Here is a 24,910-nt window from a genome sequence, read left to right as displayed (position 1 = left end):
GCACACCAATGAGGGGATGAGCTGTGGGTGAGCAGTCCGAGCTTGTGAGGGAACTCCGTACCGACTCGGGATTGGGACAGGACAGGGCGCACAGTGCCCGAATGTATGACTACTACCTCGGAGGCAAGAGCAACTACATCGTGGATCGACAGGCGGCCGAGGAGTTGGTCACGCTATTCCCGGCCATCGCGGTGGCTGCCCGGGCCAACCGTGCTTACATGCACCGTGCCGGAAGGTTCCTGGCCCGGCAGGGAGTGCGGCAATTCGTCGACGTGGGCATCGGCATGCCCGCTATGCCCAACCTGCACGAGGTGGTCCAGTCACTCGTGCCCGATGCAACGGTCGTCTATGTAGACAACGATCCGATCGTCCTCGTCTACGCCGATGAACTTGGGAACGGCACTCCGGAGGGAGCCATCCGCTGCGTCGAGGCGGACGTGAGGCAGCCCAACGAACTGCTGGCGGCCGTGGAGCGGACAGGGTGCATCGACTTCGACCAACCGGTGGCATTGAGCCTGCATGCCCTGCTGGACTTCATTCCCGACGAGTTGCACCCGCACCAGATCGTGGGCCAGTTGCTGGGGTGGCTGGCGCCGAACTCCTATCTGAGCTTGACGCACTGCACCGGTGACTTCTCCCCGGATGCCTGGAGGGCCGTCGTCGATGCTTACGGGCATCGAGGGGTTCCAGTTCGGGCGCGCACCAAGGACGAGGTACGTCGGTTCTTCCACGAACTCGATTTGGTCGATCCGGGGTTGACTGTGGCGCACCGATGGCGCCCCGCCCCTGAGAGTGGCCCGATGGTCCCGGACAAGCGGGTCGCCTTGTACGCCGCAGTGGCCCGAGAATCCACAGCCCTTTGAGATACGCTGCCCGCTTCGTGCCCGCATTCCAACGGCCGTCAGGACGTACCGAAGAAGGAGATCGCGGTGTCCAGTGCCCATCTGCCAGAGGCATCCGCGTTGACGCCGTGGGAGTTTCGTAGCCGTCCGTGCGCGGGGCGTTGCCCCTGGATCGTCGGAACGAATCTCGCCGACTTCAGTGATGCGGACTTCGCCAAACTCGAACGCGCCAATGGCACGCCGGACTGCCAGGCAGGCCTGGAGGCCCCGAACATGGCGTGCCACTTGGATCAGCCCGGCACGGCCCATGCGCTGCGGCTGTGCGCCGGATGGCTCGCGGTCGTCGGGCACCACCACCATGGAGTCATCTTGGCGGTTCTTTCCGGACGTCTCCCGGAGACGGTGCTGGAGCCAGGCGACGACTGGCCGGAATTGCACCCCGACCTGGACACCATGATTGCTGAACGCGCTCTGTGGCAGAAGGCACTCGCTCCGAAGGCATCCGCGGCCGACCACGCGGCTGCGCCCGGGACCGGCCCGGCCCTCCGATAGACCCGCAAGCCTCAACGCGCAAGTACCACGATTGGTTTGTGGGCAGGCGGGTTGGTTCCTTTTCCTGTTGCACGACCCGGGCAGGACGCGCGAACGCTGTCCCCGTCGTCCGTGTTGGCGGCCGGCGCAGCCGCTCCAGTTCTGAGAGCCACGAGCTCTCCGGCATCTTCAGCGGCGCCACCGCATCGGCAGCGCCGAGTCCTCGTGGCCTGCGGCTCCTGCGGCCCTGGGCGACAGAAGGCGCCTCAACGTCGGTCCGACCGTGCGTTCGGCGCGGTGTGCCGTCCGCTCAGCCAATGCAGGTCAAGGTCCGTGGAATTGGACGGGTGACGGCACCGGGTCGGTGAGGGAGGTGCTGCACGGCTGGTCACCCAATGGTGTTGAAGCTCCTGTTCTGACTACATGCTGCCGCCCTGGACACCTATCGTGTCTTGTCGGGTTGAGCGATTCGAGAAAGGCCATCGTGAAAAACGACCGGTCCCGTCCGGGCGATCTACTGTGCGGGGTGCTTCCCCAGCTCGTGGGACGACCTGCCCGGACGGAGAAGGCTGAGTTCGACAAGGATATGACCCGCGCGGTTCGCGACGGCGCCCTCACGCCTCTGGAATTGTTGCAGACCGCGCACGCTGTGCGGGATCTGCCGCGGGCGTCCCGGAAGGCGTGGTCCCGGCTGGCTGAGGATCTGGCCCTCGCGTGGACGAGCTTGGGCCTCCTTGCAGATTACCTGGGGGCGGAGGTGGTCCGCCGCAGCGGGCCCCTGGAGGCTGGCCGGGAAGGTCTCCAGCTGGGACTTCGAGGCTACGACAAGGTGCTGCCTGGCCCGGTGGGTGTGGGGGCCAGCCAGAGTCACGCCTTGCACCAGGCAGTACTGGCACTTATGGAGGCTTTCAGCCGACCGGACGCGGACTTCCGGGAGCCGGCACCGCATGCGCCGGCATGGTCCCCGGCCACGGACCTGCTCGAACGAGTAGCCCCCTCTCAACCGCCCTCTGCCCCTATCCCATCGCGGCACATGGGCCCCGCCGACGGCACCCAGCTCCTTGTTGACGCCCTGGGAGAGGCGAGTGACCGCGCAGACGCACAGAAGGCTGCGGCAGAAGCCCAGGCTCTTGCGGCGCAGGGGGCCCTCGCTCGGGTCAAGGCCGACAGGGACAGGCGTGCGGATACCCGTACCGAAGCTCTACGTCTCCATGAAGCGTACGTGGAGCGCGTGCGCGAACTCCAGGCCTTGGCGACGAGTCCCCTTCCAGAGGCAGAACTCAAGACTGCATTCGAGACGCTGAAGCAGAGGGCGATAGACCTTGCGACAGAGCGACTCGAACTCTTCCGGACAGGGATGGCGCAGGCTGGGGCTGCCGATCTCCTCTTTGCCAAGGTCGTGCCAGGCCAGGAGAAGCTGGAGTGCCAGAGCGAGGTACGGCGAGTCGGCGAAGTCGAAGGGTGTTCGCTGTGGATCGGTGAGATCCGCGGCCGGCATCCTGACAATCGGCTGCTCTACGAGGGGGCGGTCGCCGAGCTGGATGCGGACGGCTGGTACACGTGGCGTGGTCCGCTAAGGGGTTCACAGAACGCTGCTCTGGATGCTGCTGCCCGGCTCGCGTGGAGCGAGCTGCAGGACAAGTGCGTCCCAGATCCGTATGCCCCGGGATCGTGGCCCGGGTTCCTCATTCCGGAGCAGTCGGCGCCGGTGCTGGCGGCCTTGGCCGAGGACGGAGCGCTGGAGGAGTTCCGTACCCACGAGGAGCAGACCGGCGACACCTTCGAGGTGAAGATGTCCTGCGTGTCTGGCGGTTTACGTCTTGCGCGCACGGCGGCCGGCGCCTGTGTGGAGAAGGCGAGGGAGCTGTGCGCGCGGCGGCTGCTGGGTGTGCTGGCCGGGGAGACGGGCTTCGGAGGTGTGGCGTGGCCCCCGGGTGAGGTCGAGGAGCGCCTGGAGGCGCTCGCGCGGGAACCGTGGCTGGAGGAGGTGCGGCGTCGGTCGTGGCCGGCTCGCGGCGGCGGGCGGCACGTGGAGGTCTCCTGCCGCGTTGATGGGGTGGTGGTGCGGGCGGAGGCGGTGGCCGCGGAGGAGCCTGTGGCCGTGTCGACGGCTGCGTGGCTGCTGGTCCAGCGTCTGGGGCGGGGCGGCAAGGCCGTGGTGCTGGATGCACGGCCGCAGTGTGCGGCGGGGGCCCTGGAGAGGCTGCGGGAGCGGGGCGAGGCCGGAGCGGTGGAGTTCGCTGACGGGCCGGGCGGGGCCGAGGCGGTGGTCGCGTCGGTGGAATTCGGCGGGCGGCGTCTGTGGGCGGCCAGCGAGGAGCGCGAGCAGGCCCTTCGAGGGGTGTTGGCGGCGGTGCGGTGCTGGACGATGGCGCCCGGGGTGGCGCAGGCGTCAGGGGTGGGCAAGGTCCGGCCCGGCTGGGTGCGTCAGCGTTCCTGGGGCGGCGAGCGCATCGAAGACGTCGGGGAGTTGCGGCGGCTCTTTGGTGAGGGGGTGCGGTTGTGCGTGGCCGGGGTGGAGGACGGCCGGCCGGGGTTTGTGCTGGTGCCGCCGTCCGGCGGGCGCGGTGGGGCGTCGGCGGGCGGCGGGCAGGTGTGGCGGGTGTGGACGGAGCGGGGCGCGGTGCACGTTCCGGGCCCGCTGGTGCCGGTGGCGTTGGTAGCGCAGGCGGTGGTGGGCCGGGAGTGTGAGCCGGAGTGGGATCGGTCGGTGGCGGCGTGGAGGGAGATCCTGCGGTTCGGCTGTGAGGCGGTGGCCGCGGGGCAGGTGTGGCCGGGAGCCCGGGGGGACGGCAGCGTGGTGTGGCGGCCGGGCCCGTGGAGCGACGGGCAGGCCGAGAGGCTGACGAGGCTGGTGGCAGCGCTTCCGCCGTGGGCGCACAGCGCGGCGGTCGGCGCCGGCAAGGGGGCGATGCTGTCGGCCGGCGCGGCGGCGGGGCTGGTGCTGGTGGCGCTCGCGGACGAGTTGGTGCGCAGTCCGGGGGTGGCGGCGGTGTGGGGTTCTTCGGTGCTGACGAGCGTGCGGGGCGGGCCGGTGGAGGGTTCGGTGGCCCAGTGGCTGGACGCGGTCGAGGAGATCGCCGATGCGCTTCCGCCGCCGGGGGTGGTGCTGTCGGTGCAGCCGCCGCCCAAGCCCCGGGCGGCGGCGGCCTCGTTGAAGGTGCAGGTCCGGCTGAGGCCTGCCGACGGGGCCGGGAAGCTGGTGACGCTGCCGGATTTGCAGAAGCAGTTGGGGGCCGAACACCCGGCCGTACTGCGGGCGCTGCGGGCGCTGCGGAAGGCCGCCGGGTGTTGGCCGGCCCTGGCGCCGGCCGTGCGTGAGCGGGCGGATCAGGTCCGCGTCTCCCCCGGTGAGGCGTCGCTGCTGCTGGGGCATCTGGGCCGGGCCTTGCGGCGAGCCGGGATCGAGGTGGAGTGGCCGCAGCAGTGGGCTCGCAGGCTGAGGCCGGTCGTCGTCGTCGGCGGCGGGCCTCCCGAGGCCATGCTGTCGATGCAGGAGTTGGTCGACTACCGGTGGCAGATCCGGCTGGACGGCACGGTGCTGAGCGCCGAGGAGTGCGTCCGCGTCGCGGAGGCCGCCGGGACACTGGTCTGGCTGCGTGACCGGTGGGTCCTCATCGACGCTGTTACGGCGGAGCGTGCCCGCGGCGGCCGGCTGCGTCGGGCTGTTCCCGCCGGGGAGGCTCTGACCGCGGTGCTCCTGGGGTCGATCAGCGTCGGGGAGGACGAGCACGCTGATCTGGTGGCCGAAGGCGAACTCGGAAGGCTCGTCGACCTGTTGTCCGGCGACACGGTCACCGCGATCGAACCGCCCCAGGCCCTGGCGGGCGAGTTGTGGCCCTACCAGCAGGACGGGCTGACGTGGCTGGCGAATGTGACCTCCCGTTTCGGAGCGCTGCTGTGCGACGACATGGGACTGGGCAAGAGCGTTCAGGCGATCGCGCTGATCCTGCACCGCCGCGAGAGGGGCCTGTCCCAGCAACTGCCCGTCCTGGTCGTCGTCCCGACGTCGATGATGCTGACCTGGGTGCGACAGCTCGCAAAATTCGCGCCCACCCTGCCGGTGCGGCTTTACCACGGCGCGGGCCGGACCCTGGAAGGGCTGGAAGCCGACACCGTGGTGATCACCAGCTACGGCACGCTCCTGTTCAGTCAGGACGAACTCGCCGCCCAGACCTTCTCCCTGGTCGTCGCCGACGAGGCCCAGCATGTGAAGAACGCCTCCAGCAAAACCTTCCGGGCGCTCGCCCGGCTGCTCGCCCTCGCCCGGGTCGTACTCACCGGAACCCCGGTCGAAAACCGCCTGCTCGACCTGTGGACGCTGCTGAACTGGACCAACCCGGCCCTGTTCGCCTCACCGGCCTCCTTCCAGCAGGCCTTCGGGGCCCTGGAGACAGGACCCGCGCCAGAGGTGGCGGCCGCGATGAACCGGGTCGTGGGCCGTTTCCTGCTGCGGCGCCGCAAGACCGACCCCCAGGTGGCCCTCCAGCTCCCGGAGAAGATCGACTCCCTCCACACCCTCGCCCTGACCCCGACCCAGATGGGCCTCTACACGAGCACCGTGCAGCTGGCGATGGAACAGCTCCGCAGCGCCTGCGGCAACGAGCGCGCCGGCCTGGTCCTGCGGCTGCTGACGCACCTACGGCAGATCTGCAACAGCCCTACCCACCTGCGCGTCGGCGCCGCAGACTCCGGGCGGCTGGAAGCGGCCCTGGCCGACTACCAGCCGAGCCAGGACAGCAAGGACTCCTGCAAGCTCGCCGCGCTCGACGAGCTGGTGCCCTCCATCATCGACGGAGGCGAGTCGATGGTGGCCTTCACTGAATTCCGCACCATGGCCACGCTGCTGCACCGGCACGCCGACGACTGGGGTGTGCAGCCGCTCCTCCACGTGGGCACGATGAGTTCCGGCGAACGGGACGCTGCTCTGGATGCTTTCCGGCGTCGCAAGAGCCGACTGCTGATCGTCACCTACGGCTCGGGCGGCACCGGCCTGGACCTGACCGTCGCCAGCCACGCTGCCCTGTTCGACCGGCCCTTCAACCCCGCACCGGTCGCACAGGCCATTGACCGCCTGCACCGCCCCGGCCAGGTAGCCGACGTCCACGTCCACCGCCTGACCGTGGCAGGAACCGTCGAGGACAAGATCGAGCAGCTCCTCGCCCGCAAGACCGGACTGCTCAATGCCCTGGAGACAGGCACCGCTCTGAACCCGGCGACGCTGACCGATGAAGAACTCCACGCTCTTGTCGCCCTGGGGTCAGCCTCATGACCAAGCGCCGCATCACAGGCCCCCGCCCACCCGCCCTCGATGAATCACACTCCCCCGTATCCGAACCCCCGGGCCTGACCACCTACTCCGCGGCCCTCACCCTCTGGAAGAAGCCCCCCTCCGATCCCGCCAGCCGGCCTCTCGCCGCAACACCAGCCCCCACAGGCCCGGGGCCCCGGCTCCTCCATGACCAAGCCCTCCCGGCACCCCCGCCCGGGCTCCCCGCCTTGCCAGCACTGCAGAGCATCACGCGCGCGGCGGCAGACCGCGCCCACCGCATCCTCGGCGACATCCCTCTACCCGACACCCCCCTCGCCGACGCCGTCCACATCGCCGACACCGCCGCCCTCACCGACCCGACCCCGGCCTACCGTCTCGACATCGACCTCGGCCACTGGCGCGAACTGCTCACCCTCCACCACACCCAAGGCTGCTCCGCCGACGACACCGCGCCAGGGCCGGAGCCATCCGCATCCCGCTCCTGCAGGCGTTGACCCAGGCACTCAGGCGGCCGGGCGCACAGACCATACGAGCCGAAGCCCCGGGTAGGGCCCTGCACCCCCTCGAATCCCTGAAAGCCCAGGGGCCAGGTGCCGTCGGCGGTGTTGCGGGTGGCGCCGCAGCGGCTGCCGTCGGCGCCGGTGTGGCAGGCGCTGGAGGGGCCTTGCCGGGGTTCGGGTGGAGTCGGTGAGCGGGGCCGGGCGGGGCGTCTATGGGGTGGCGAGCGCCGGGCGGCTCCTGGGGGCGGAGGCGGATTCAGCGCTCGTCGGCCGGTGGGAGGAGATCGCCCCGCATTTGCCCGGGGTGTGGCCCGGTGTCTTGCGGACGGTCGCTGGGCCCGTCGCAGCGCGGCTGCCGGCCGGGGCGTCGGTGCTCGACGCGCGGCGGCTGCTGAACGCCCGGCTGCATCTGCTGCACCTGGCCTGCGGCACGTTGTGCCTGCACGCGGTCGCCCTGCGGTGTCCGGCCGACGGCCGGGTCGTGGTGCTGCTCGGCGGGCACGGAGCGGGCAAGACGCTCGCCGCGCTGGCGCGCCGTGGCTGGCGTGTGCTCGCCGGTCCGCCGTGCTGGACTTCCTGCCCCCGACCCGTTCCTGGTCTCCTACGAGCTGGGCCGGATCGCGTTCGACCCGCGCACGGTCGTCCTCGACGAGGACTGGATCGCCTCGGGGGTGAACCTGGTGGGCGCCTATCTGGAGAGCAACCCGCACCTGCCAGCGGCCGACGTCACCGCCTGCGGCCGGGTGGCGCTGCTGCAATTGATGACGAGCCTGTACGGCGTCAAGCAGCACTACCTCGCGCCCGGTCTCCTCCAGGAGGACCTCGACGGGTTCTGGCGGCTGCGGCACGCCGCGGCGCAGCGGCTGCTGGCCGCGCTCGGCGATGTCGAGAACGCCCTGGAACAGGCAGCCCACCACCGCTGACCCCTCCCGCCTGCGGGCGGCCGAAGAAGGAGAAGACGATGGCGAGGTCCGCGACGGGCGGCCGGTGGCCGGTCCTGCGGGGAGCGATCAGCGGCGAGGAAGTCACGGCCGCGGCCACCGCGCTCGCACAGCGCCTCCGGTTGCGGTGCGAGCCGGCCGAGGGCGGTGCGCTCCACCTCACCGACCCGGCCACGTCACAGATCCGGGTCACGGCGCGGTGGCAGAGCCTGCCGCCGCAGGCCCCGCGCACCCTGGGCGTCCAGGTGCCGCCGCCGCCCGCAGCGGACATCCTGATCCAGGCCGGCCCCGGCTCCGGCTGGGGGCGTGGGGTGGCTCGGCCGAAGCCGTGGGATGTCCATCTGCTCATGTGGGTACAGGACGGAGCGCCGTGTGACCCGCAGCCGCTGCACCGTAGAAGGGGCTCGGCGTCCCCCGCAGTGCCGCAGGGCCTGGCCACCGCGGGCTGTTCAGCCAAGGGCCCGACACCGGCACGTGCCCGACAATCCCTTAAGGCGGGTTCGTCTGCCGTGCATCCGGCGGACTGCTCACCGCGGAGGCCGGGCGTCAGCTGTCGGCAGCTTGGTGGTCGTGCCCCTGCGCCAAGGTGATCTCCGTATGCTTCGCCCGGATCGAGAGCGGCAAGCCTGCGGCCTTCCGGGCTCTGCGGTAGGTCAGCGCCCACCCCATCTGCCGCTGCGGTGCGCCGTCGGAATGCTCCACCCGCCACCACAGCCAGCCAAACGGGTGCGAGCGGCCCTCCACGAAAGGGGCCATGAAGGCATACGCCGGCAGACGGGACACATCCGTAAGCGTCGTAGCGAGTTCCGGAATGCCGCCGAGCTTGATCAGGTCCTGCCGGGTGTCCGTTCGAAGGGCATTCGCGGCTCCCCGGTAGACCGCGGTCAGGAAGGAGCCGGCGACAACCGCGACGATGACTATGAGCACCAGCCACCCTGCGCTCATAGCGCTACGCCGCGCTTCGGATGACCGAACTGACTGCGCTCAGCGCCTCCTGGGCCTCAGGCAGCTCGGCGATAGACGGCATGTCCTGCGCCGCTGCCGAGTTGGCGAGCAGCGTCACCAGCCGGCTCGTCATCTTGTTGCCCTGCCGGGGCCCGAGCTCAATGAACATCGAGGTGATCGCGTCGCGGTCTGTGCCGGCCAACTTGCGCAGCGCCCGCTTGTCGAAGCGGTTCGGCTTCCACTGGCCGCAGGCAAGATCCGCGCTCAGACCCTCCGCCCGCTCCTGCAGGTCACGCATGCCGTCAGGCCCCAAGGAGAACATGTCCCGATTCTGGCACGCGCCGGCGTGATAGGGAACGTGGACCGGCAAGCTCGCACACGCCGATCGGCAATGGTCCGGCAAAGCGGCGACGGCGCAGTCAGACTCGCGACCCCGCCCCATCGGAGCCCAAAATCCGTCTGTGCGCATACCGAATTGGCCGCGAAAGGGCTTGTCGGTTCTGGACATTGCATCAAACTCGATGGCATGAAGACCACGGTCGTGCCCGGCCTGACCATCACAGGCGAAATGTTCGAGGCCGCCTCTGCCGGAGTCGGCAACCAGGTAGCGGAACTTGCTCCGCTCACCTGGGAGCGGTTCATCGCCCCGAGCGGTTGGACCCTTGTCCCCGACGACAGGGGTGACGCCTACAAAGCGGAACTGGTCCTGCGCAGGACAGCGGAGAGCACGGTCAAGATCAATCTGTGGCGCCTGCCCGACCGGCGAGGCAGCGATCAGGCACGCCCGCACGATCATCCCTGGCACTTCCGCTCGCACGTTCTTCTGGGCGGCTACGAAGAGGACCGATATGTTCCGCAGGGCGGACAGGTCGTGCCCCTTCTCGGCGTCAGCCACGCGAGCGGTACGGTGAACGAACTGCCCCTTGCCGTTTACCACGAGGTCACCGCGGTGCATGAGCCGGACCGCACACTCACCCTGATGGTCTGCGCAGCCGGCGCCACCGGCCAGTGGGGCTACCTGGACACCGACACCGGCGAGCACGTCGCCACCAGCCCCGATCCGGACTTCGCCAGCCGGCTGCGCGCCCTCAATCCGCACAAGACCTATTGAAGGCTCGGGCCGTGACCTGTGCTCAGGGGATCGCGGTGCAACTGGCGACCGGTAGGAGCCGCCCTACCGGTCACAGCGGGGCACGGCCGCGACGATCACTTCGCGCATCATCTCGACGGAGTCGTTCCAGCAGTGACCGTACTCGCAGGTGATGACTGCCGGACTGTTCCACGCACCTCGTGCGCGGAGCCTGGTGGATCCGCACACACTGGCGCCGGTCGGACGCTTGCAGCTGACTGTGACGGGTTCCGGCCACGCAGGGAGCGGGGGCTCGCCCTCTTCGAAATAGGTGCTGTCGTCGAGGGCGGCACCTACGAACGACTCGTGCCGGGCCTGTGAATCGGACAGAGGCGGTTGCACAACCAGCTTTCCGACCTCGATCTCACGTTCGTCTTCTGGCTCCCCCCACGGCGGCGTGGCGCGGTAGGTCGCCGCGGTCGGGCTCTTCCCGCACCTCACCTCGGGCGCCGCCGCATCGGCCTCGGTGATCCCGAGCGGGATCTCGGCGATCGGCGTCCATGTGTAATAGCCGAGGTCGAGGTCCTGGTGCATGTAGACAGCCAGGAGACGGCTGATGGAGATCTCGACGCGCTCAGGTCTGATCTTCCGCAACCGGCGGTTGAATTCGGTGTCGTGCACGTCCGGGGCTCGGAAGTAAGTGAGCGTGGAGTGCGGCCAGAACCTGTCTTCGGCTGAACGCAGTCGGATGCCGGGCTCCGTCGAAACCGCGTTGCGCACCAGGGTGTTGATGCTGGCGAGAGGCTTCTCGGGATGCATGGCGACGGTCACGGCGCTCGCCCCCGGCCACACCGGGCCCATGGTGACAGTCACGGGTGCTGAGCGCTGCGCCGCCTCCCTGACGGCCTGCACCGCGCGCTCTACCTGGTCCTCGCCGAGCCGGTGGTGGACGCCTTGCACTGTCCAGTGCAGCCACTGCGCCGGCACAGTGCCGACCCGATCGCCGTACTCGGCGAGCAGGCCATGGTGTGCCTGTGTGAAAGCCACGTACTCCGGGTTGTTGAGCACAGCGATGAAGTGCAGGTAAGGGCCGTCAGCCCACGTCCGTTTCGCGGAAAAGAAGCTCTCCACGTCCCACCCCTCCGAATACAGACCGCTTGACGGCACGCTACCTCCTTCCGCCAGCAGTTCGCCCTCCCGTCGGCCTGTGGATTCGGCGTACGCGGCATCGGGTGAGCGGGCACCATGGGTGTATGCCCGCTGCCGATCATGCACCCGCCCGCTTGGACCCGTACGCCCTCGATCTGGAGCTGAGCCTCCTGCTCAGCTCCACCGCTCCCTCCGGGTGGCGCAGAGCCGTTGAGGAGGCCGCTCATCTGCTGAGTGAGCGCTACAGCGGCGACTGGGCCGAGCTGCACACCCTGGCCCTGCTGCTCTTTGCCCGCACGTATTCAGGTGACCGGACGCCTCGGGACGTGCCCGTCGACGAACTGGTCCAGGCCCTCGATGACCCGACTGCGGGCGAGAACCGCGTCACCGAGGAGATCCGGCAAGCTCTCGACGCCACGGGCCAGGGATACGACCCTCGAATGCCTCGCGAGGAGCCGCCGCTGGGTCTGATTCTCGGCCCTGTTTCGGACCGGTACGGCGGGCCCGTCGCCTGGTCCGACGAATTCGATCCCGTACCTCCAGGCCCGTCTCCTTTGGACCACGCCGCCAAGCGGCTCCTCGGCTATCTGAGCACCTACCAGCCCGGCCGTAGGGATAGTCCTTCAACGGTTCCTGACGTTGGTGACGGTCCGTTGCACATTGAGGCCGAGCTTCTATTCCTGGCCTCTCGGGACAGTCTCGTACCTCCGCGTTGCGTCGGAGGCTGCCCCGACCATCCGCGCCGTCTCACCGTCGATGGCCCGGAGGTCACGTTCCTCTGCGAGGGCTGCCACACGAGAAGGAGGCCGCGGCAGCTCGCTCCTGCGCAGGTGCGGCTTGCTCTGGCCCGCGCCCTCGGGGTGGCGCCGTCGGCGCACGGTTCGTACAGCGTCTCCGAGCTGCATATCCCCCTCGCTGAGATGGGTCGCGGGGCTGATCCGTACCAGTTCAACTGGCTCCTCTGCGGCCGCGAGAGATAGCCCCCTGAGGCGTGGCCTCACCAGCGCCGAAGACACTGGCGGCGGCTTCCGCCCCGTGGCACCCGAACTCGTTGCCAAGGTCGAAGCCGATACCGCCCTAGATGTGCCATCTCATGAGGTTGGTGGCTTCGCCTTGAGCCAGACATGCGTCAGCCCCGGCGGGCTCCGCCGGGGCTGATCTGTTCTCAGGTCCTGTCAGTGGTCGCCGGGGCGGCCCGGGTGGACGGGGCACGGTCCGTAGGCGCCGGGGTGGTTCGGGTCCTCGGGGTGGGCGTGCGGGATGCCGGAGAGTCCGCACTTCGTCTTCGGGTCCTCGTCGCAGTACTCCTCGACCACTCCTCCCGCCCGGCAGCCAGTCCCACCCGCACGAGCGAGGACATCGCGGACCTGGTCGAGGCACTTCGACTTCAGACGAAAGTACGGGCCCGCCCGGCTCGCCGCCGAACTGGAGCGGCTGCACGGCATCACCGTGGCGCCGGCCACCGTGCACCGCATCCTCGTCCGGCGCGGCCTGAACAGGCTGCGTGACCTGGACCCACCGACCGGCGAGGACCTGCGCCAAGTCGTCCGCTACGAACACGAACACCCCGGCGACATGCTCCACGTCGACGTCAAGAAGCTGGGCCGCATCCCGGCTGGCGGCGGCTGGCGCATGCACGGCCACGGCACCGACGCCGCACGGGCTTCTAAGCGCACAGGTCCGGGCACAGGGAAGGTCGGCTACACCTACCTGCACACGGCGATCGATGACCATTCCGGGCTCGCCTACACGGAGGCCCTGGACGACGAACGCGCCGTGACTGCTACCGAGTTCTGGAGCGAGCAGCAGGAGCAGGCCCACACCCGAGAATCGAAATGAGAGCTGGGCACACCGCGTCCGCGCTCACAACTGGTCGGTGGACTACCGGCGCCACCGGTGGCGGGCGAGCAGCTGAACCAGACCGCGCAGCGGTTGCCGACGGATGGCTACGTCCACGTGCGTGCGAGCCGTCGTTTGTGGAGACCGACGCCGCGAGCACTACACCCACATCAAATTGGTCGGCCTGAGGGCCATCGCTTCAGGACAAGCTTGGAAGTCATGCTCGAGAGGTCGAGGGACCGGTGTGCGACCCAGTTGACGACGCGGCACTCCTGGCCTGCCGCGAGGCTTTGCAACGTGACGATCTACTCACGTTGCGTGATGCGGTCTGCGGTTGTAGGCGGAAGCCGGGATAATTCGGAGGGAGAAGGCAACGGAGAGGATGCGCTGGATGTCTGCGGAGCGGGTCGATGTCGCATACGCCCTGGTGAGGGACGCGGCCGGAGGCCGGGTGCTGCTGGTGCGCAACAGGGACACCTGGAGCTTGCCCGGCGGACGGCGCGAGGCCGCGGAGACGCTGGCCGAGGCTGCGGTCCGTGAGACGAAAGAAGAGGCCGGGGTCATCGTCGAGGCCGGCCCGGTCGTCCACGTCAGCGAGCGCATGGACGCCGCGGTGCACGACGTGTTCACCGTCTTCCGCGCCGATTTGCTGTCCGGGGAGCCTGTGGCCGGGGGCCACGACGAGGACGTGGTGGAGGCAGCCTGGGTGCCGGTGGAGGAGGCCAGCGCACTCATGCCGTGGTACCGGGACGGCGTGGCCGCGCTGTTGGCAGCAACCGGCGCCGGGTACAGCACCACCCGCGAGTGACTGGCGTCCGTCACAGGGGGCGGCGGGTCGCGGCGGGCAGGGAGGAGGCCGAGGCGTGGCCGTCCAGGGCTCGGGCGCAGACGTCGGCGGCGTGTCGTACGGCTTGCGTGGTGAGTTCCAGGTGTTCGGTGGTGTGGACGGCTGTGGGGTAGAAGATCCCCCGCACAAGGGCCCCGGCGCGGATGGCCTCGGTGAGGAACAGTGCCTTCAGCCGCGGCGCGTTGACCTGATCGTTTGCGGTGGTCTCGATGCCGAGGAAGCAGTTGTAGCCGGTCAGCCGGATGTGCCCGGACAGGCCCGCCTCCGCGAGTACCGCGTCCACGGTGTGGCGGAGTTCGGCGCCGGTGGCGTGCGCGCGGGCGAGGGCGTCGGTGGCGGCGATCTCGTTGACGGTGGCGACCATGGCGGCCAGGGCCACGGTGTCGCTGCCGTGAGTGGTGGACAGCAGGAGCAGCGGCGGTCGGCCGGGGAGCGGGCGCGCGTGGTCGCCGAGTTCCATCAGGCCGCGGCGGCCGGTGAGCGCCGACAGGGGCAGGCCGCCGCCGATGCCTTTGCCCCAGCAGGTCAGGTCCGGGTGCACGCCGGTGAGGGCGCGGGCCCCGCCCAGGTGGTACTTCAGGCCGGTGACGGTCTCGTCGAAGATGAGCACGGTTCCGTGCTGGGTGCACAGTTGCCGCAGCCGGGCGAAGAACGCCGGGTCTGGCGGGGTGAAGCGGACAGGCTCCAGGATGATCGCCGCGAGGTCTTTGCCGCGGGTGGTGAAGAGGTGCTCGATGGCGGCGGTGTCGTTGTAGGGGAAGTCCAGGGTGCGGGCAGCGGGCTCGGGGTGGGTGCCGCCGCGGGCGGCGGTGGTGCCGATGAACCAGTCGCCGGTGGAGAAGAACGGATGGTCGGCGCATTTGGCGATCAGCGTGCGGCCGGTGGCGTAGCGGGCGAGCTTGAGGGCCCCGTCGACGGTGTCGGAGCCGTTTTTGGCGAATTTGACCATGTCGTCGCCGGCCGCGACCAGGCCGAGGAAGGTCTCGGCTGCTTCCAGCTCCATGGTGGTGGGCAGTTGGAAGGCGGTGCCGTGCTGTAGGGCGCGGGTGACGGCAGCGGTGACGGCGGGGTGGGCGTGGCCGAGCGGGCAGCAGGTGAGTCCGGCGAACCAGTCGGTGTAGCGGTGGCCGTCGGCGTCCCACGCGAAGGCGCCCTGGCCGCGGGCGAGCAGGGGCGGGGCGGTGACGGGCCACTGGTCGGCGGCCTTGCTGTAGGCGTGGGCCCCGGCGGGGACCAGTTGGCGCAGGCGCGCGGCGGCCGCGCGGCCGTGGGGGTGGAGTTCGTCCATTGCTACTGCTCCTTGCGTGTCAGGTGAGTTTCAGAGACAGGCCGCCGTCGACGGTGATGACCTGCCCGGTCAGGTAGGCGGCGTCCGGACCGAGCAGGAAGGCGGCCACGGCGGCGACGTCCGCAGGTTCGGCGAGCCGGCCGAGGGGGATGCGACCTTGCAGCATGGCGCGGGGGAATCCGGGGTCGGCCAGCGAGCGTTCGGTCTCCACCGCCCCGGGGGCGACGGCGTTGATCCTCACTCGGGGTGCGTACGCGGCGGCCAGCGACCGGGTCAGCATCGAGGTGGCGGCCTTGGAGGATTCGTAGGCGGCGGAGTCCGGGCCGGTGAAGGTCGCGGCGATGGAGGAGATCACCACCGCCGCACGCATGGCTGGCTGTGCGGCGGCGGCCCGCAGCAGCAGGAAGGCCGCGGTGACGTTGGTATGGAGCACCCTGTCGAAGCCGGCCGCGGTGAGTTCGGCGAGCTGGGTGGTGTCGATATCCGCGGCGCAGTGCACGACCGAGTCCAGGCGCCCGTAACGGGACACGGCCTGCCGGACGAGGTCCTCCGGCCCGTCCGGGTCGGCGAGGTCCGCGGGCACGAAGGCCAGACGGCGTCGGGCCGGGTCGAGTCCGGCGGCGAGCGCGTCGGCGCGCTCGGGGTGCTGGTAGTAGGTGGCCAGGATGCGGTGGCCGTCGGTGTGCAGGCGGCGGACGATGGCCGCGCCGGTACCGCTGCTGCCTCCGACCACGAGCGTCACCGGCGTAGTGACAGCTGGGGCGGTCACGGGCGTGCCCCGGCCAGGTGGTGCCTGTCCATCCAGCCGGCGAGCAGCTTGCGGAAGCCGTCCAGCATGCCTTCATCGGGCCAGGCCGCCCCGAAGTAGGGGAAAGCGGCGAGATATTCGATGCCCTGGTAGACCGTCAGTCGCTCCTCGAAACCTTCCGGCAGTGCGGTATGTGTGGTGTACCCGGCAAGGAACGGGTCGCGCAGCTGCGGGTGTGTGTCGAAGACCCACATGCCGAGCTTCACGAAATCCCACACCGGGTCGTAGAACGCGGCGGCTTCCCAGTCCAGGAGCGCTGCGGTGCCCGGATCGTCGTTCAGCAGAAGGGTGTTGGGCAGGTAGGCGTCGCGATGGGTGAGCCGGGGCGTGATGTCGCCGTTCAGACCGTCGATCAGCGCAGTGAGCCGGTCGGCGACCGCGTAGAGGATCGGCGCCGGGAGGGCTTCGGCCTTCTCGGTCGCAGAGACAAGTCGCTGAAGGCGGGCGGTGCACGCGGCCTGCCAGGAGGGGTAGGTGATGGTACCGGCGCAGTCCTCGGCGAACCGGGGCCCCGGGATGCGGTGCAGGGCAGCCATGGCCTGTCCCAGGGCGCGGCCGAACCGGGCGGTCCCCCCGGCGTCGAGACGGGCCAGTGCGGTGGCTCCGTCGGTTCCCTCAATCCAGGTCTGCACGTAGCAGGGGCGCTGGAGCGGGCCGCCGCCGTCGCCCACAGCGACCACAAGCGGCGTGGCGACTCCGCCGGCGGCGGCGAGTTGCTGGGCGGCGACCTGCCGGTACAGGTCGCACTGGTACGGGCGCCGAATCCCAGTCTTGATCAGGTAGCGGCCCGAGGCGGTCCGTACGGTCCACGACAGGTGGCCCCAGCCACGTGAGAGCGGGGCGATGCGCTCCACGTGCTCCCCGGTGAGTTGGGTGAACGCCACGCGGGCCAGTTCGATGGGCGGGTGGTCGGCGGCCAGGGCCGGCAGGGTCATCTCGAGCCTCCAGGTCGTAGGGGCAGGTCGGCGATCAGGTCGGCGGAGGTCGCCAGGGCGGTCAGCGGCTGGGCCAGGCGCCACACCGGAACCGCCTGGGCCAGGGCGAGCCCCTGCTCCGCTCCGGGCGCAGGGGTGGGCAGATACGGCTGGAGCCATGACTCGTAGGGGTCCGCGACCGCACAGTGAGCCGCGACCGCCGAGGCCGCGGCCTCGGCGGTGAGGCGGTGCGCTTCGGGGCGAGCGGTGCCGTGGGCGAGCAGGATCAGGGCCGACAACTTGGCCGTTTCCGCGAGCGCGGTGCCGAGCGCGGCGGCCAGGCGGTGCGGCGTCAGGTACAGCGCACGCTTCGGGCTGTCGGTTTCGGCTGCGGCGGTCAGCAGACCGGCGGCGTCTGTCAGGTGGGGCAGGACCTCACGGCGGACCTCGATCGCACGCGGGTAGCCGCGGGCGATCACGCGGCTGCCTGCGCCGGCATGCAGGGAGGCGTCGTCGTTGGCGACCAGCGCACCAGGGTGGCGGTGCAGCGTGGCGATGAGCGTGGTGGTCTTGCCCGCGCCCGCACCGCCGAGCAGGGCGACGCCGGTACCGTTCACGGTGAGGACGGCTGCGTCGAGGAAGATCGCACCGTCGGCAGCGAGTTGGCGCCGTATCAGGGCACGCAGCAGCCGCACCAGTGGCCGCACACAACCCGAAGAGGCAGGCAGGTGAAGGGTGCGCTGATCGGCCCCGAGGTATACCGCGGTCCCAGTGTGGGAGGGCACCGCCTCGCCGGCGATGCTCGGTCCGACGTGTACGGCCCAGATGCCCGGCGGGGCGTGGTCGGCCGGGCTGGAGGTGATCCACGGGTGGCATGCGGCCGTGAGCGTGTCCAGCAGCGCGTCATCGGCCTCCACTGCGACACGGGCTCGGCCGCAGCGCAGCACCGCGGCGCTCACCGCGCCGTGCTTTCGGTGATCAGGTTGACCAGGAGTGTGCGCTGGGCGGCGAGGTCGCGCAGCGCCGCCAGCGGCCGGGCCAGGGCGGGGCCGAGGTCATGTCCGGCACGGAGCAGCGCGGTCAGGTGGGCGGGGTCGGGGAGTTGGGAGAGGACCATGGCCGGGCACAGTGTCCGTTCCTCCGCTGGAGTGAGCGGTGCCGTGGCGTGTTGCTGGTAGCCGGTCAGGACGGCACGGAGCAGGTGGGGCTTGATCCGGTAGTCGCCGCTGCCGGTGCGGGCGAGCATCAGCGCCGCGTACGCCAGGTCCGTGATCCTCGGGCGGCGGCCGACGCCGTCGAGGTCGATCACGCCCGTGATCTGCCCGCGGTGGTGCAGCAGGTTGTGGCCGTGGAAGTCCCCGTGCCCCCACACCTGACTGTTCGCCTGCTGTAGCTCGGGGGCGTGCTCGTGGAGCTGGTCCAGGTGGACCCGGTAGGCGTTCAGCAGTGCGTGGTGCCCGTCGGCCACGTCGGCACAGGCCCGCCAGGTCTCCTCTGGCAAGGTCAGCCATGCGTTCCAGGCGGGGTCCGGGCCGACCGTGGTGAGGCCGAGTTGAGCGGGAAGGCGGTGGAGGTCCGCGAGCCGGGCGGCGGCCAGCTCGGCCAGCTCGGCGGTCACGACGTCCAGGGGGCGGCCGGGCAGGTAGTCCAGCAGCAGCCATGGCCGGCCCTGAGCGTCGTAGGTCCACGCCTGTCCGTCGACCGTGTGCCTGGGCGCTGCGACCGGCAGGCCCCGGGTGCGGGCGGCCTGGTGGAAGCCGAGCAGGAAGGCCAGCCGCTCGGGGCGGGCATCGCGCCGCGGTCCGCGCAGCACCCACCGGCGACGTCCGGCGCCGTCGGTCAGCGCGACGACTTGGTTGGCAGTCGCCCCGCCGCCCAGCAGCACGCCGCCGGCGGCCGGGATGGCGAAGGCGTCGCGGGCCAGCGTCACCGCCGCGCTGATCTGTGCCGTCATCGCTCACCTTCCGGAGTGAAGAAGCGGGCCAGTGGTCCGCTGGTCAGAGCCGTGGCGGTCCGGGCCAGGTGCGAGGCGGTGTCCCCGGTGTACGGCTCGGCTCGGGGGATCTCGGCGGCCACCGGCCCGGTGTAGCCGCCCGTCGCCAGTGCGTCGAGGGCGTCGGCGAGCGGCAGGCGGCCCTGGCCGGGCAGCACGCGTGCCGGTCGGCCTTCCTCGGGTACGGGGTCGGCGAGGTCGGCGAGGTGCACCCAGCCGACCGCGCCTCGGGGCAGGCAGGCGATGTGCTCGACCGGGTCGAGCCCGGCAAGGGCGAGCGCCGCCACATCCACCAGCAGCCCGGTGCCCTCGCAACCAGCCGCCTGCCAGATCCGTCCGGCCTCCTCAAGGAGGGCCGGCGCGTGGAGTTCGACGTTCACCCGCAGGCCATTGCCTCCTGCCACGGCGGCGAGCTCGCCGAGCCGGGCCGCCACCACCGAGCCGCCCGCGGTCGCCGTGCGGGGGACGAAAACCGACAGCCGCGGGCAACCGACCGCATGGGCCAGGCGGCACGAGCGCTGCCACGCCTGAAGGGCCTTTGGCCATCGGTCGGGCGGGACAGTGAGGTCGGCGGGAGTGCCGGTGCCGCATGAGAGCTGCCCCACCCGGAGGCGATGGCGGGCCAGCAGGCGTACCAGCTGGGTGTGCCCGTGCCGCAAGCGGTACTGAGCCAGCGCGAAGGCAGGCACCTCCAGCACCGGGAAGCCGGCCCGCCCTGCAGCCGGGACCAGTTGGTCGATCGGCAGCCGGTACCCGGCAGTCGCCTGGTCGACTGCTGGCGTGAACTCCGCAGTGCGGGCCGGATTCCTGGTCATTGCCCGCCCCTGTCAGTGCATCCGGTAGGAGCCGGCGAGGATGTCCGGCACGCTGCCGGGCAGGGCCGCGAGGGCCTTGTCGACCAGCGGTGCCACCGCCTCCACGTCCGGGGCAGGTCCTCCGCCGGCCGCGGGTTCGACGCGCACCACCGCGGCCCACGGGTCGGTCAGCTCTCGGCCGCTCTGCCCCACCAGCAGCACTTCGGCGCCGTGCCCGAGCTCGCCGTGGATGCCGCTGGCGATCAGGTCGGCGGCCACGCAGTAGACCTTGCCGGTGTGGTAGACGGGGTTCTTGCCGCAGATGCCCTCCATGGTGAACGGGCGCATCGCCGAGATCAGCCCGCCGTAGCGGTTGCCCCGCCCCACCAGTCCCTCGTCACCGGTCTCGATCGAGGAGCCGGTATGGGTGAGGTACAGCTCCGGGCGCTGCTCGTCGTCGCGGGTGTTCAGCCAGATCTGCACCTGAAGATCGGGGTAGCGCTCCGCGGCGTGCTGGGCGAGTGCGGCGCGGGCCGTCTCCCGGTTGGCGACGTAGGTGTCGAGGTCGGGGACGTGGGCGGCGATCTGCGGCACCGCGCAGGTCAGGTTCACCACCGATCCGGTCCGGTGGGCCATGACCTTGATGTCGCTCCCCAGCCAGGCCGGCTGCTCGTGCCCAGCGAGGACCTCCTCGACGTCGAGGACGAGCTGCTCGGTCGGGGTGGGCGGGGAGAACGCCGCGCCGGAGGACGTGTCGTTGCACGCCAGCTTCTTCAGCTCCGGCAGGTCGGTCAGAGACTGGGGGGCGAACCAGCGGCTCCGCACGTTCGCCGCGTCCTTCTCGCCGATGCCGCCGGGGCTGTCGCCCTGGCTGGCCTCGTAGAGCAGCCGCAGATCCTGCTCGACGTCCAGCATGGGGAACCGGTCGGCGAAGAAGGCGCGGGTGGCGTCGGTGAGCATCTCGCGCACCGGGATCGGCTCGCCGGCGAACGAGCCGGAGGCGCGGCCGCAGAGCAGGACGCGGACGGGGCTGAGCATCTGCCCGCCACCGAAGCCGACCTGGACCCGGCCGCCGAGGATGCCGGTCTTGTCGAACTGGTGGTGCAGCACGGCACCGAAGTGCTCTTGGGTGTAGCGGGAGTAGACGGCCGAGAGGTGTTCGCCGAGCGCGTCGGCGAGGGTGTCGGGGTGGCCGTGGCCTTTGCGCTCGACGATCTCGAACGGCTCGTCCGCCCGGCGGGCGGCGGCGGGCACGTAAGTGAGGTTGCTGCGGTCCATAGTGTGGGTCTCCTCTTGACTCAGGCGGCCGGAACGGTGGCGGGGGCGGCGAGGTCGGTGGCGAAGTGGCACAGCCGCTGCCACTGGGAGGACAGGTCGTGCGCCGCGTGCCCGTGGGGGTCCTTGAAGAAGAACGCCAGGTCGTCAAGCGCGCCGGTCCGGCCCCTCTGGTGGGCGCGGGCGGTCAGGCGGGCCAGGTCCAGCACCAAGGGGCCGGCCAGTGCGGAGTCGATGCCGGACCAGGTGAAGTCCAAGCGCATCCGGGCGCCGAGGAACCCGGTGAACGTCACCAGGTCCCACGCGGTCTTCGCATCTCCCAGGTCGGGGACCTCGTCGATGCGCACGCCGCCCTCGGGCAGGTAGCCCAGCGTGGCTTGAAGCACCTCGGCCTTGCTGGCGGTCTTGGACGCGTTCGCTCCGGGCTCGGCCAGGGTGGCTCCGTCCCCGCCGCCGAGCAGGTTCACCGACGACCACGAGCCCACCCGCAGGTTCCGGCACGCGAACATCGGGGCCAGTACGCTCTTGACCAGCGTCTCCCCGGTCTTGCCGTCCCGGCCCGCGGACGGCACCCGCTGCCGCTCGGCGAGCTGCGCCAGTGCGGGAAGTCGCGCCCCGGTCGACGGGGTGAAGTCCACGAAGCCGCAGCCCGCGCTCATGGCCGCCCACGCGTACAGCGAGCTCGCCGGCAACACCGCCTCGCCCTTCTTCAGGGCGGCGGCCAGCGTGTCGACGTTCTGGTGGGCCGGGTGCGATGCGGCGGCCGGCTCGGTGGACGCGACGTGCACGACCACCACGCGCTCCAGGTCGTGGCGTTCGGCGAACGAGGCCAGGTCTGCGGCGATCAGCTCGGCGTCCCGGCCCGCGTGCCCGCTGGCCGGCGCCGGACGCAGCTCACGCTCCGCCTCGGCGAGGTCCCCGGCCAGGGCCTGGACCAGGCGGGCCGGGAGCACCCCGGCCTCCGCCAGGGCCTCGGCCTTCTTCCCCCACGGCACCTCGGCGACATCGTGGCCGCCGAAGACCAGCTCGTCGACGCCGGGCAGGCCCGCCTCCGCGAACGGTTCCAGCTCGGTCACCATGCCGCCGGTGCCGGCCAGGCCCGCCCGGATCGCCAGCGCTCCGACCACCGTGGTGGTCGCCACCGACCCGCGCGCACCGACCAGCCACACGCCCGTGCGGCCCGTGTCCGTCTTGTGTGCAGGCATGCCCCACACCCCTTCAATCTCCGCGGCCCCGATCGGGGCCTGGTTGACGGTGTCTCAAGACAAGCGCCAACCGGACAGGGTGCGGAATGCCTCTGTTGTTGCCTCGTGTTGCCTCGCTGCGGCCGTGCTGGCTCCGGGTGTCAGTGGCTGCCCCTACGGTGAGCGCTGCACCGCTCGCGCTCTGTTGCCCGTCCTGCAAGGAGGCACCCGCCGTGACGCCGCAGCTGTTCAACCACCCTCTGACGTTCCTCCGGTACGCCTTCGGGCCCAAACCGCTGACCGCCGAGCAGTACCTGCGGCTGGTGGCCGACCGCCACGCCGCCCTCGGCTACGGAGCCATGGCCACGCGGAGGGAAAAGCAGAGCCGCTGGGAGAGCGGCGCCGCGACCCCCGAGCTCCCGGCCCGCCTCGCCATCGCCGACCTGCACTGCATCCCAGCCGAAGCCGTGCACACCCTGCCCTGGCCAGACTGGCTGCTCCTGGCTCTCGATAACCGCTCGGTCGTCGACTTACCGTGGACGCAGACGGGCATGCTTCATGCCCTGGCCGACACCGCTCGCGGAGGGCCCATGGACCGACGTGCATTTCTCATCGCCACCGGCGCCACCCTCACAGGTGCCGCCGACCACTTCCTCGCCTCCCTCGGACACCCAACCTCCACCGCGACCACTGGCCGGCTGACCGTCACCCCAGCCATGGTCGACCACCTCGACCAACGCCTCGATCACCTGCGGCACCTCGACGACACCCTCGGCGGCGGCACCCTGCGCACCCTCGCCACCGAGGAACTCAAGCTCGCCTCCAGCCTGCTCGACGACGCCCGCTACACCAGCACGGTCGGCACCCGGCTCCACTCCGTCGTCGCCGAAGGCGCCCGGCTGTGCGGCTGGCTGTTCTTCGACTCCGGCCACCACGCCGCCGCCCAGCGCTACTTCCTCACCGCCCTGCGCGCCGCGGCAGCCGCCGACGACCACGCCACCGGCGCCAACACCCTGGCGTTCATGGCCATCCAGACCTACTCCACCGGCAACCCCGCCGACGCCGTCGACCTCGTCGAAGTCGCCCAGAACGCCGTCGGGCGCGGCGCAACTCCGCGCGTGAAGGCGATGCTCCACGCCCGCATCGCCCGCGCCTACGCCAAGACCGGCCAGCACAAGGAGTGCGCACACGCCCTGAACGCCGCCTTCGACGCCCACGCCCAAGGTCCGCACGACGACGATCCAGCCTGGTCCTACTGGCTCTCGACAGGCGAGCTGGAAAATCTGACGGGCTCGTGCGCACTGGATCTCGGTGACCCCGCTCGCGCCCTGTGCCATTTCGACGCCGCACTGGCCGCCGCCTACGACCAGGACGGCTACCACCGCGACCACGCTCTCTACCTCACCCGAACCGCCGAGGCTCATCTCGCCCAGGGCGACATCGAACACGCCTGCGCCAGCGCATCCCGGGCTGTCACCTTGCTCGGCGGCGTCGCCTCCGCCCGCAGCTCCTCCACCCTGAACGGCTTCCGCGACAAACTCGCCCCCCACCACGAAGCACCGGCCGCCAGCGACTTCCTTACCTCCTTCCTTTCCTGACCGACGGCGTCAGTGCGCCGAGCCATGAACGGGGTGGTGGAAGGGGCTGTTGCCTCGACGTCGTGGATGCGACCGAGGTGGAAGCTGTACACGTCGGGACCGGCGTGGGCTTGCGTCTGGTCGCCTCTACCAGGCCGGCCCCGAGGGAATGTCCACCAACTCGCCGCGCGGAACGCCGCGGCGGGCCGCGCGCACTACTCAGGCCACCTTGAGGCGTACCGGAAGGCGTACGCCGATGTCGACGCTCCCGACGCGTGGAACGTTCGAGGACGCCCTTGAAGCGCGACGGAGACCCTCGACGCCGGATCCCGAGGTGCCTGACCGGCTGGAAGCTGCTCAGTCGCTCAGGGGAATTTCCGCTACCCGTTCCCACGACATGCGCCATCCACCGAGGTCGTCATCAAGAGTCCACGCCACGTCGAGGAGATGAACGCGGTCGACGAAAAGCGTCGCGCGACGCGGGACCACCTTGTTACGCAATTCGCTGTTCAGAGGGTCGGACGAAGCTGAGCCCCAGCTGTAGCCGAGGGAAATGTGTGGGCGCCCGCCGGAATGCTGCAGCGCTACGTCGCCACGGGTCTTGCTGATCGCTGTTCGGATCCGCTCGATAAGCGCAACCGTGTCCGCCTCCGGCCAGACATCCAACACGGCACCCGCAATATTTCCGATCGGTGGCCCAACTTCCGTCGTGAACGCGGCTACGTCGGATAGCTCCGCGCGCAGAGCATTCGCCAGTTCCTCTCGTGCGGCCTCGTTGTATTCAGCGGCCGGTACATCGGCCAGCATTTCACCGGTCAGGTGCAAGAGGCCCGCGTCGTCCGGTCCGCTGCCGCACTGCGGGTCGATCGGGTAGCGAGCAAAGATCGGCTGGCATGCGTGGGCCATGGCGAGCAAATCGTCGTCTGCTCCGGGCCGAGGCAGTACGTACACGTGCAGGGCCCGCATGCCGCTCACCCACGGTCGGCCTTGAAACTTCGGTGCGAACGGTTCCATAAAGGCGTTCCTCCCCACTGTCCCGGGCGCCGGTATGGCGTCCGGTGGCCATCTTGGCTCCTCCCCCTCGTGGACGAGGGGCATTCCTAGCTCACGTCGCCTGCGGCCCGGCGGACCAGCAGGTCTTA

Annotated in this window: 22 protein-coding genes; 10 read left to right on the top strand and 12 right to left on the bottom strand. The window is 70.5% G+C overall.

What is annotated here, in order from left to right; translation table 11 throughout:
• Nucleotides 1–23 precede the first annotated feature (23 nt).
• The 5 genes from D9V36_RS01450 to D9V36_RS01420 all read left to right on the top strand — a co-directional run bounded on the left by D9V36_RS01450 (nt 24) and on the right by D9V36_RS01420 (nt 8,068).
• Complete coding sequence (locus D9V36_RS01450) at nt 24–863, top strand: SAM-dependent methyltransferase (protein WP_129292077.1); 840 nt, start codon at nt 24–26, stop codon at nt 861–863.
• Nucleotides 864–929: 66 nt separating this feature from the next.
• Entirely contained in the window at nt 930–1,394 is a 465-nt protein-coding gene (locus D9V36_RS01445) for a DUF6283 family protein (protein WP_129292076.1), read from the top strand.
• A 1,336-nt stretch (nt 1,395–2,730) separates the two neighbouring features.
• Complete coding sequence (locus D9V36_RS01440; protein WP_129292075.1) at nt 2,731–6,645, top strand: DEAD/DEAH box helicase; 3,915 nt, start codon at nt 2,731–2,733, stop codon at nt 6,643–6,645.
• A 227-nt stretch (nt 6,646–6,872) separates the two neighbouring features.
• A complete protein-coding gene (locus tag D9V36_RS01435) occupies nt 6,873–7,139 on the top strand; it encodes a hypothetical protein (RefSeq protein ID WP_129292074.1) in 267 nt (88 codons plus the stop codon).
• Nucleotides 7,140–7,681: 542 nt separating this feature from the next.
• Nucleotides 7,682–8,068: a hypothetical protein gene (locus tag D9V36_RS01420; protein WP_164992817.1), complete on the top strand. Its 387-nt coding sequence runs from the start codon at nt 7,682–7,684 to the stop codon at nt 8,066–8,068.
• Between the two features lie 564 nt (nt 8,069–8,632).
• Here D9V36_RS01420 and D9V36_RS01415 read toward each other — a convergent pair.
• Nucleotides 8,633–9,031: a hypothetical protein gene (locus tag D9V36_RS01415; protein WP_129292072.1), complete on the bottom strand. Its 399-nt coding sequence runs from the start codon at nt 9,029–9,031 to the stop codon at nt 8,633–8,635.
• Nucleotides 9,032–9,035: 4 nt separating this feature from the next.
• Nucleotides 9,036–9,353 (bottom strand): hypothetical protein, encoded by a 318-nt coding sequence (locus tag D9V36_RS01410; RefSeq protein WP_129292071.1) that lies wholly within the window; start codon nt 9,351–9,353, stop codon nt 9,036–9,038.
• A gap of 204 nt (nt 9,354–9,557) precedes the next feature.
• On the opposite strand from D9V36_RS01410, the gene D9V36_RS01405 reads away from it, so the two are divergent.
• Nucleotides 9,558–10,142 carry a hypothetical protein gene (locus D9V36_RS01405; protein WP_129292070.1) on the top strand — a complete coding sequence of 195 codons (585 nt, stop codon included), beginning with the start codon at nt 9,558–9,560 and terminating at the stop codon, nt 10,140–10,142.
• Nucleotides 10,143–10,205: 63 nt separating this feature from the next.
• On the opposite strand, the gene D9V36_RS01400 is transcribed toward D9V36_RS01405, so the two are convergent.
• Nucleotides 10,206–11,231, bottom strand: a complete 1,026-nt coding sequence (locus D9V36_RS01400) for a 2'-5' RNA ligase family protein (RefSeq protein WP_129292069.1) — start codon at nt 11,229–11,231, stop codon at nt 10,206–10,208.
• Between the two features lie 122 nt (nt 11,232–11,353).
• Between D9V36_RS01400 and D9V36_RS01395 the strand changes: the two genes are divergently transcribed.
• The 3 genes from D9V36_RS01395 (at nt 11,354) to D9V36_RS01385 (ending at nt 13,896) form a co-directional block, all read left to right on the top strand.
• Entirely contained in the window at nt 11,354–12,229 is an 876-nt protein-coding gene (locus tag D9V36_RS01395; protein ID WP_129292068.1) for a hypothetical protein, read from the top strand.
• Between the two features lie 280 nt (nt 12,230–12,509).
• Complete coding sequence (locus tag D9V36_RS01390) at nt 12,510–13,088, top strand: DDE-type integrase/transposase/recombinase (RefSeq protein WP_129292067.1); 579 nt, start codon at nt 12,510–12,512, stop codon at nt 13,086–13,088.
• Between the two features lie 391 nt (nt 13,089–13,479).
• Nucleotides 13,480–13,896 (top strand): NUDIX domain-containing protein, encoded by a 417-nt coding sequence (locus tag D9V36_RS01385; RefSeq protein WP_164992816.1) that lies wholly within the window; start codon nt 13,480–13,482, stop codon nt 13,894–13,896.
• Between the two features lie 10 nt (nt 13,897–13,906).
• Here the strand turns inward: D9V36_RS01385 and D9V36_RS01380 are convergent, their stop codons facing one another.
• Genes D9V36_RS01380 through D9V36_RS01350 form a run of 8 tightly spaced genes read right to left on the bottom strand, consistent with a single transcriptional unit; the run spans nt 13,907 to nt 22,212 of the window.
• A complete protein-coding gene (locus D9V36_RS01380; protein WP_129292065.1) occupies nt 13,907–15,223 on the bottom strand; it encodes an aminotransferase class III-fold pyridoxal phosphate-dependent enzyme in 1,317 nt (438 codons plus the stop codon).
• 19 nt (nt 15,224–15,242) lie between these two features.
• Entirely contained in the window at nt 15,243–15,965 is a 723-nt protein-coding gene (locus D9V36_RS01375; RefSeq protein WP_164992815.1) for an SDR family NAD(P)-dependent oxidoreductase, read from the bottom strand.
• 23 nt (nt 15,966–15,988) lie between these two features.
• Nucleotides 15,989–16,966 (bottom strand): phosphotransferase family protein, encoded by a 978-nt coding sequence (locus D9V36_RS01370; protein ID WP_164992814.1) that lies wholly within the window; start codon nt 16,964–16,966, stop codon nt 15,989–15,991.
• Nucleotides 16,963–17,904, bottom strand: coding sequence for a hypothetical protein (locus tag D9V36_RS40580; protein ID WP_164992813.1), 942 nt, complete (start codon nt 17,902–17,904; stop codon nt 16,963–16,965). Before D9V36_RS40580 ends, D9V36_RS01370 begins: the two co-directional genes overlap by 4 nt.
• The gene (locus tag D9V36_RS01365) at nt 17,901–18,899 is read right to left on the bottom strand and encodes a phosphotransferase enzyme family protein (protein ID WP_129292062.1); all 999 of its coding nucleotides are present in this window, start codon (nt 18,897–18,899) and stop codon (nt 17,901–17,903) included. Before D9V36_RS01365 ends, D9V36_RS40580 begins: the two co-directional genes overlap by 4 nt.
• Nucleotides 18,896–19,753, bottom strand: coding sequence for a sugar phosphate isomerase/epimerase family protein (locus D9V36_RS01360; RefSeq protein ID WP_129292061.1), 858 nt, complete (start codon nt 19,751–19,753; stop codon nt 18,896–18,898). Before D9V36_RS01360 ends, D9V36_RS01365 begins: the two co-directional genes overlap by 4 nt.
• Before the next feature lie 12 nt (nt 19,754–19,765).
• Nucleotides 19,766–21,010: a methionine adenosyltransferase gene (locus D9V36_RS01355; protein ID WP_129292060.1), complete on the bottom strand. Its 1,245-nt coding sequence runs from the start codon at nt 21,008–21,010 to the stop codon at nt 19,766–19,768.
• A 20-nt stretch (nt 21,011–21,030) separates the two neighbouring features.
• Nucleotides 21,031–22,212, bottom strand: coding sequence for an inositol-3-phosphate synthase (locus tag D9V36_RS01350; RefSeq protein ID WP_129292059.1), 1,182 nt, complete (start codon nt 22,210–22,212; stop codon nt 21,031–21,033).
• A 212-nt stretch (nt 22,213–22,424) separates the two neighbouring features.
• Here D9V36_RS01350 and D9V36_RS01345 point away from each other — a divergent pair, with 212 nt between their 5' ends.
• On the top strand, nt 22,425–23,789 hold the full coding sequence (locus D9V36_RS01345; protein WP_129292058.1) for a transcriptional regulator: 1,365 nt from the start codon (nt 22,425–22,427) through the stop codon (nt 23,787–23,789).
• Between the two features lie 336 nt (nt 23,790–24,125).
• Here D9V36_RS01345 and D9V36_RS01340 read toward each other — a convergent pair whose 3' ends face one another.
• Complete coding sequence (locus D9V36_RS01340; protein ID WP_129292057.1) at nt 24,126–24,782, bottom strand: hypothetical protein; 657 nt, start codon at nt 24,780–24,782, stop codon at nt 24,126–24,128.
• Nucleotides 24,783–24,910 lie beyond the last annotated feature (128 nt).

The sequence above is a fragment of the Streptomyces lydicus genome, from assembly GCF_004125265.1.
Lineage (GTDB): Bacteria > Actinomycetota > Actinomycetes > Streptomycetales > Streptomycetaceae > Streptomyces > Streptomyces lydicus_C.
Note: the sequence above shows the minus strand (reverse complement) of the source record. Positions and strands in the feature narration are given on the sequence as shown.

Coding starts and splice junctions, on each gene's coding strand:
- D9V36_RS01380 (WP_129292065.1), bottom strand. CDS start 15,223: ATGGACGAACTCCACCCCCACGGCCGCGCGGCCGCCGCGCGCCTGCGC.
- D9V36_RS01410 (WP_129292071.1), bottom strand. CDS start 9,353: ATGTTCTCCTTGGGGCCTGACGGCATGCGTGACCTGCAGGAGCGGGCG.
- D9V36_RS01340 (WP_129292057.1), bottom strand. CDS start 24,782: ATGGAACCGTTCGCACCGAAGTTTCAAGGCCGACCGTGGGTGAGCGGC.
- D9V36_RS01385 (WP_164992816.1), top strand. CDS start 13,480: ATGTCTGCGGAGCGGGTCGATGTCGCATACGCCCTGGTGAGGGACGCG.
- D9V36_RS01370 (WP_164992814.1), bottom strand. CDS start 16,966: ATGACCCTGCCGGCCCTGGCCGCCGACCACCCGCCCATCGAACTGGCC.
- D9V36_RS01440 (WP_129292075.1), top strand. CDS start 2,731: ATGGCGCAGGCTGGGGCTGCCGATCTCCTCTTTGCCAAGGTCGTGCCA.
- D9V36_RS01360 (WP_129292061.1), bottom strand. CDS start 19,753: ATGACCAGGAATCCGGCCCGCACTGCGGAGTTCACGCCAGCAGTCGAC.
- D9V36_RS01350 (WP_129292059.1), bottom strand. CDS start 22,212: ATGCCTGCACACAAGACGGACACGGGCCGCACGGGCGTGTGGCTGGTC.
- D9V36_RS01405 (WP_129292070.1), top strand. CDS start 9,558: ATGAAGACCACGGTCGTGCCCGGCCTGACCATCACAGGCGAAATGTTC.
- D9V36_RS01365 (WP_129292062.1), bottom strand. CDS start 18,899: ATGACGGCACAGATCAGCGCGGCGGTGACGCTGGCCCGCGACGCCTTC.
- D9V36_RS01390 (WP_129292067.1), top strand. CDS start 12,510: ATGCCGGAGAGTCCGCACTTCGTCTTCGGGTCCTCGTCGCAGTACTCC.
- D9V36_RS01395 (WP_129292068.1), top strand. CDS start 11,354: ATGCCCGCTGCCGATCATGCACCCGCCCGCTTGGACCCGTACGCCCTC.
- D9V36_RS01415 (WP_129292072.1), bottom strand. CDS start 9,031: ATGAGCGCAGGGTGGCTGGTGCTCATAGTCATCGTCGCGGTTGTCGCC.
- D9V36_RS01355 (WP_129292060.1), bottom strand. CDS start 21,010: ATGGACCGCAGCAACCTCACTTACGTGCCCGCCGCCGCCCGCCGGGCG.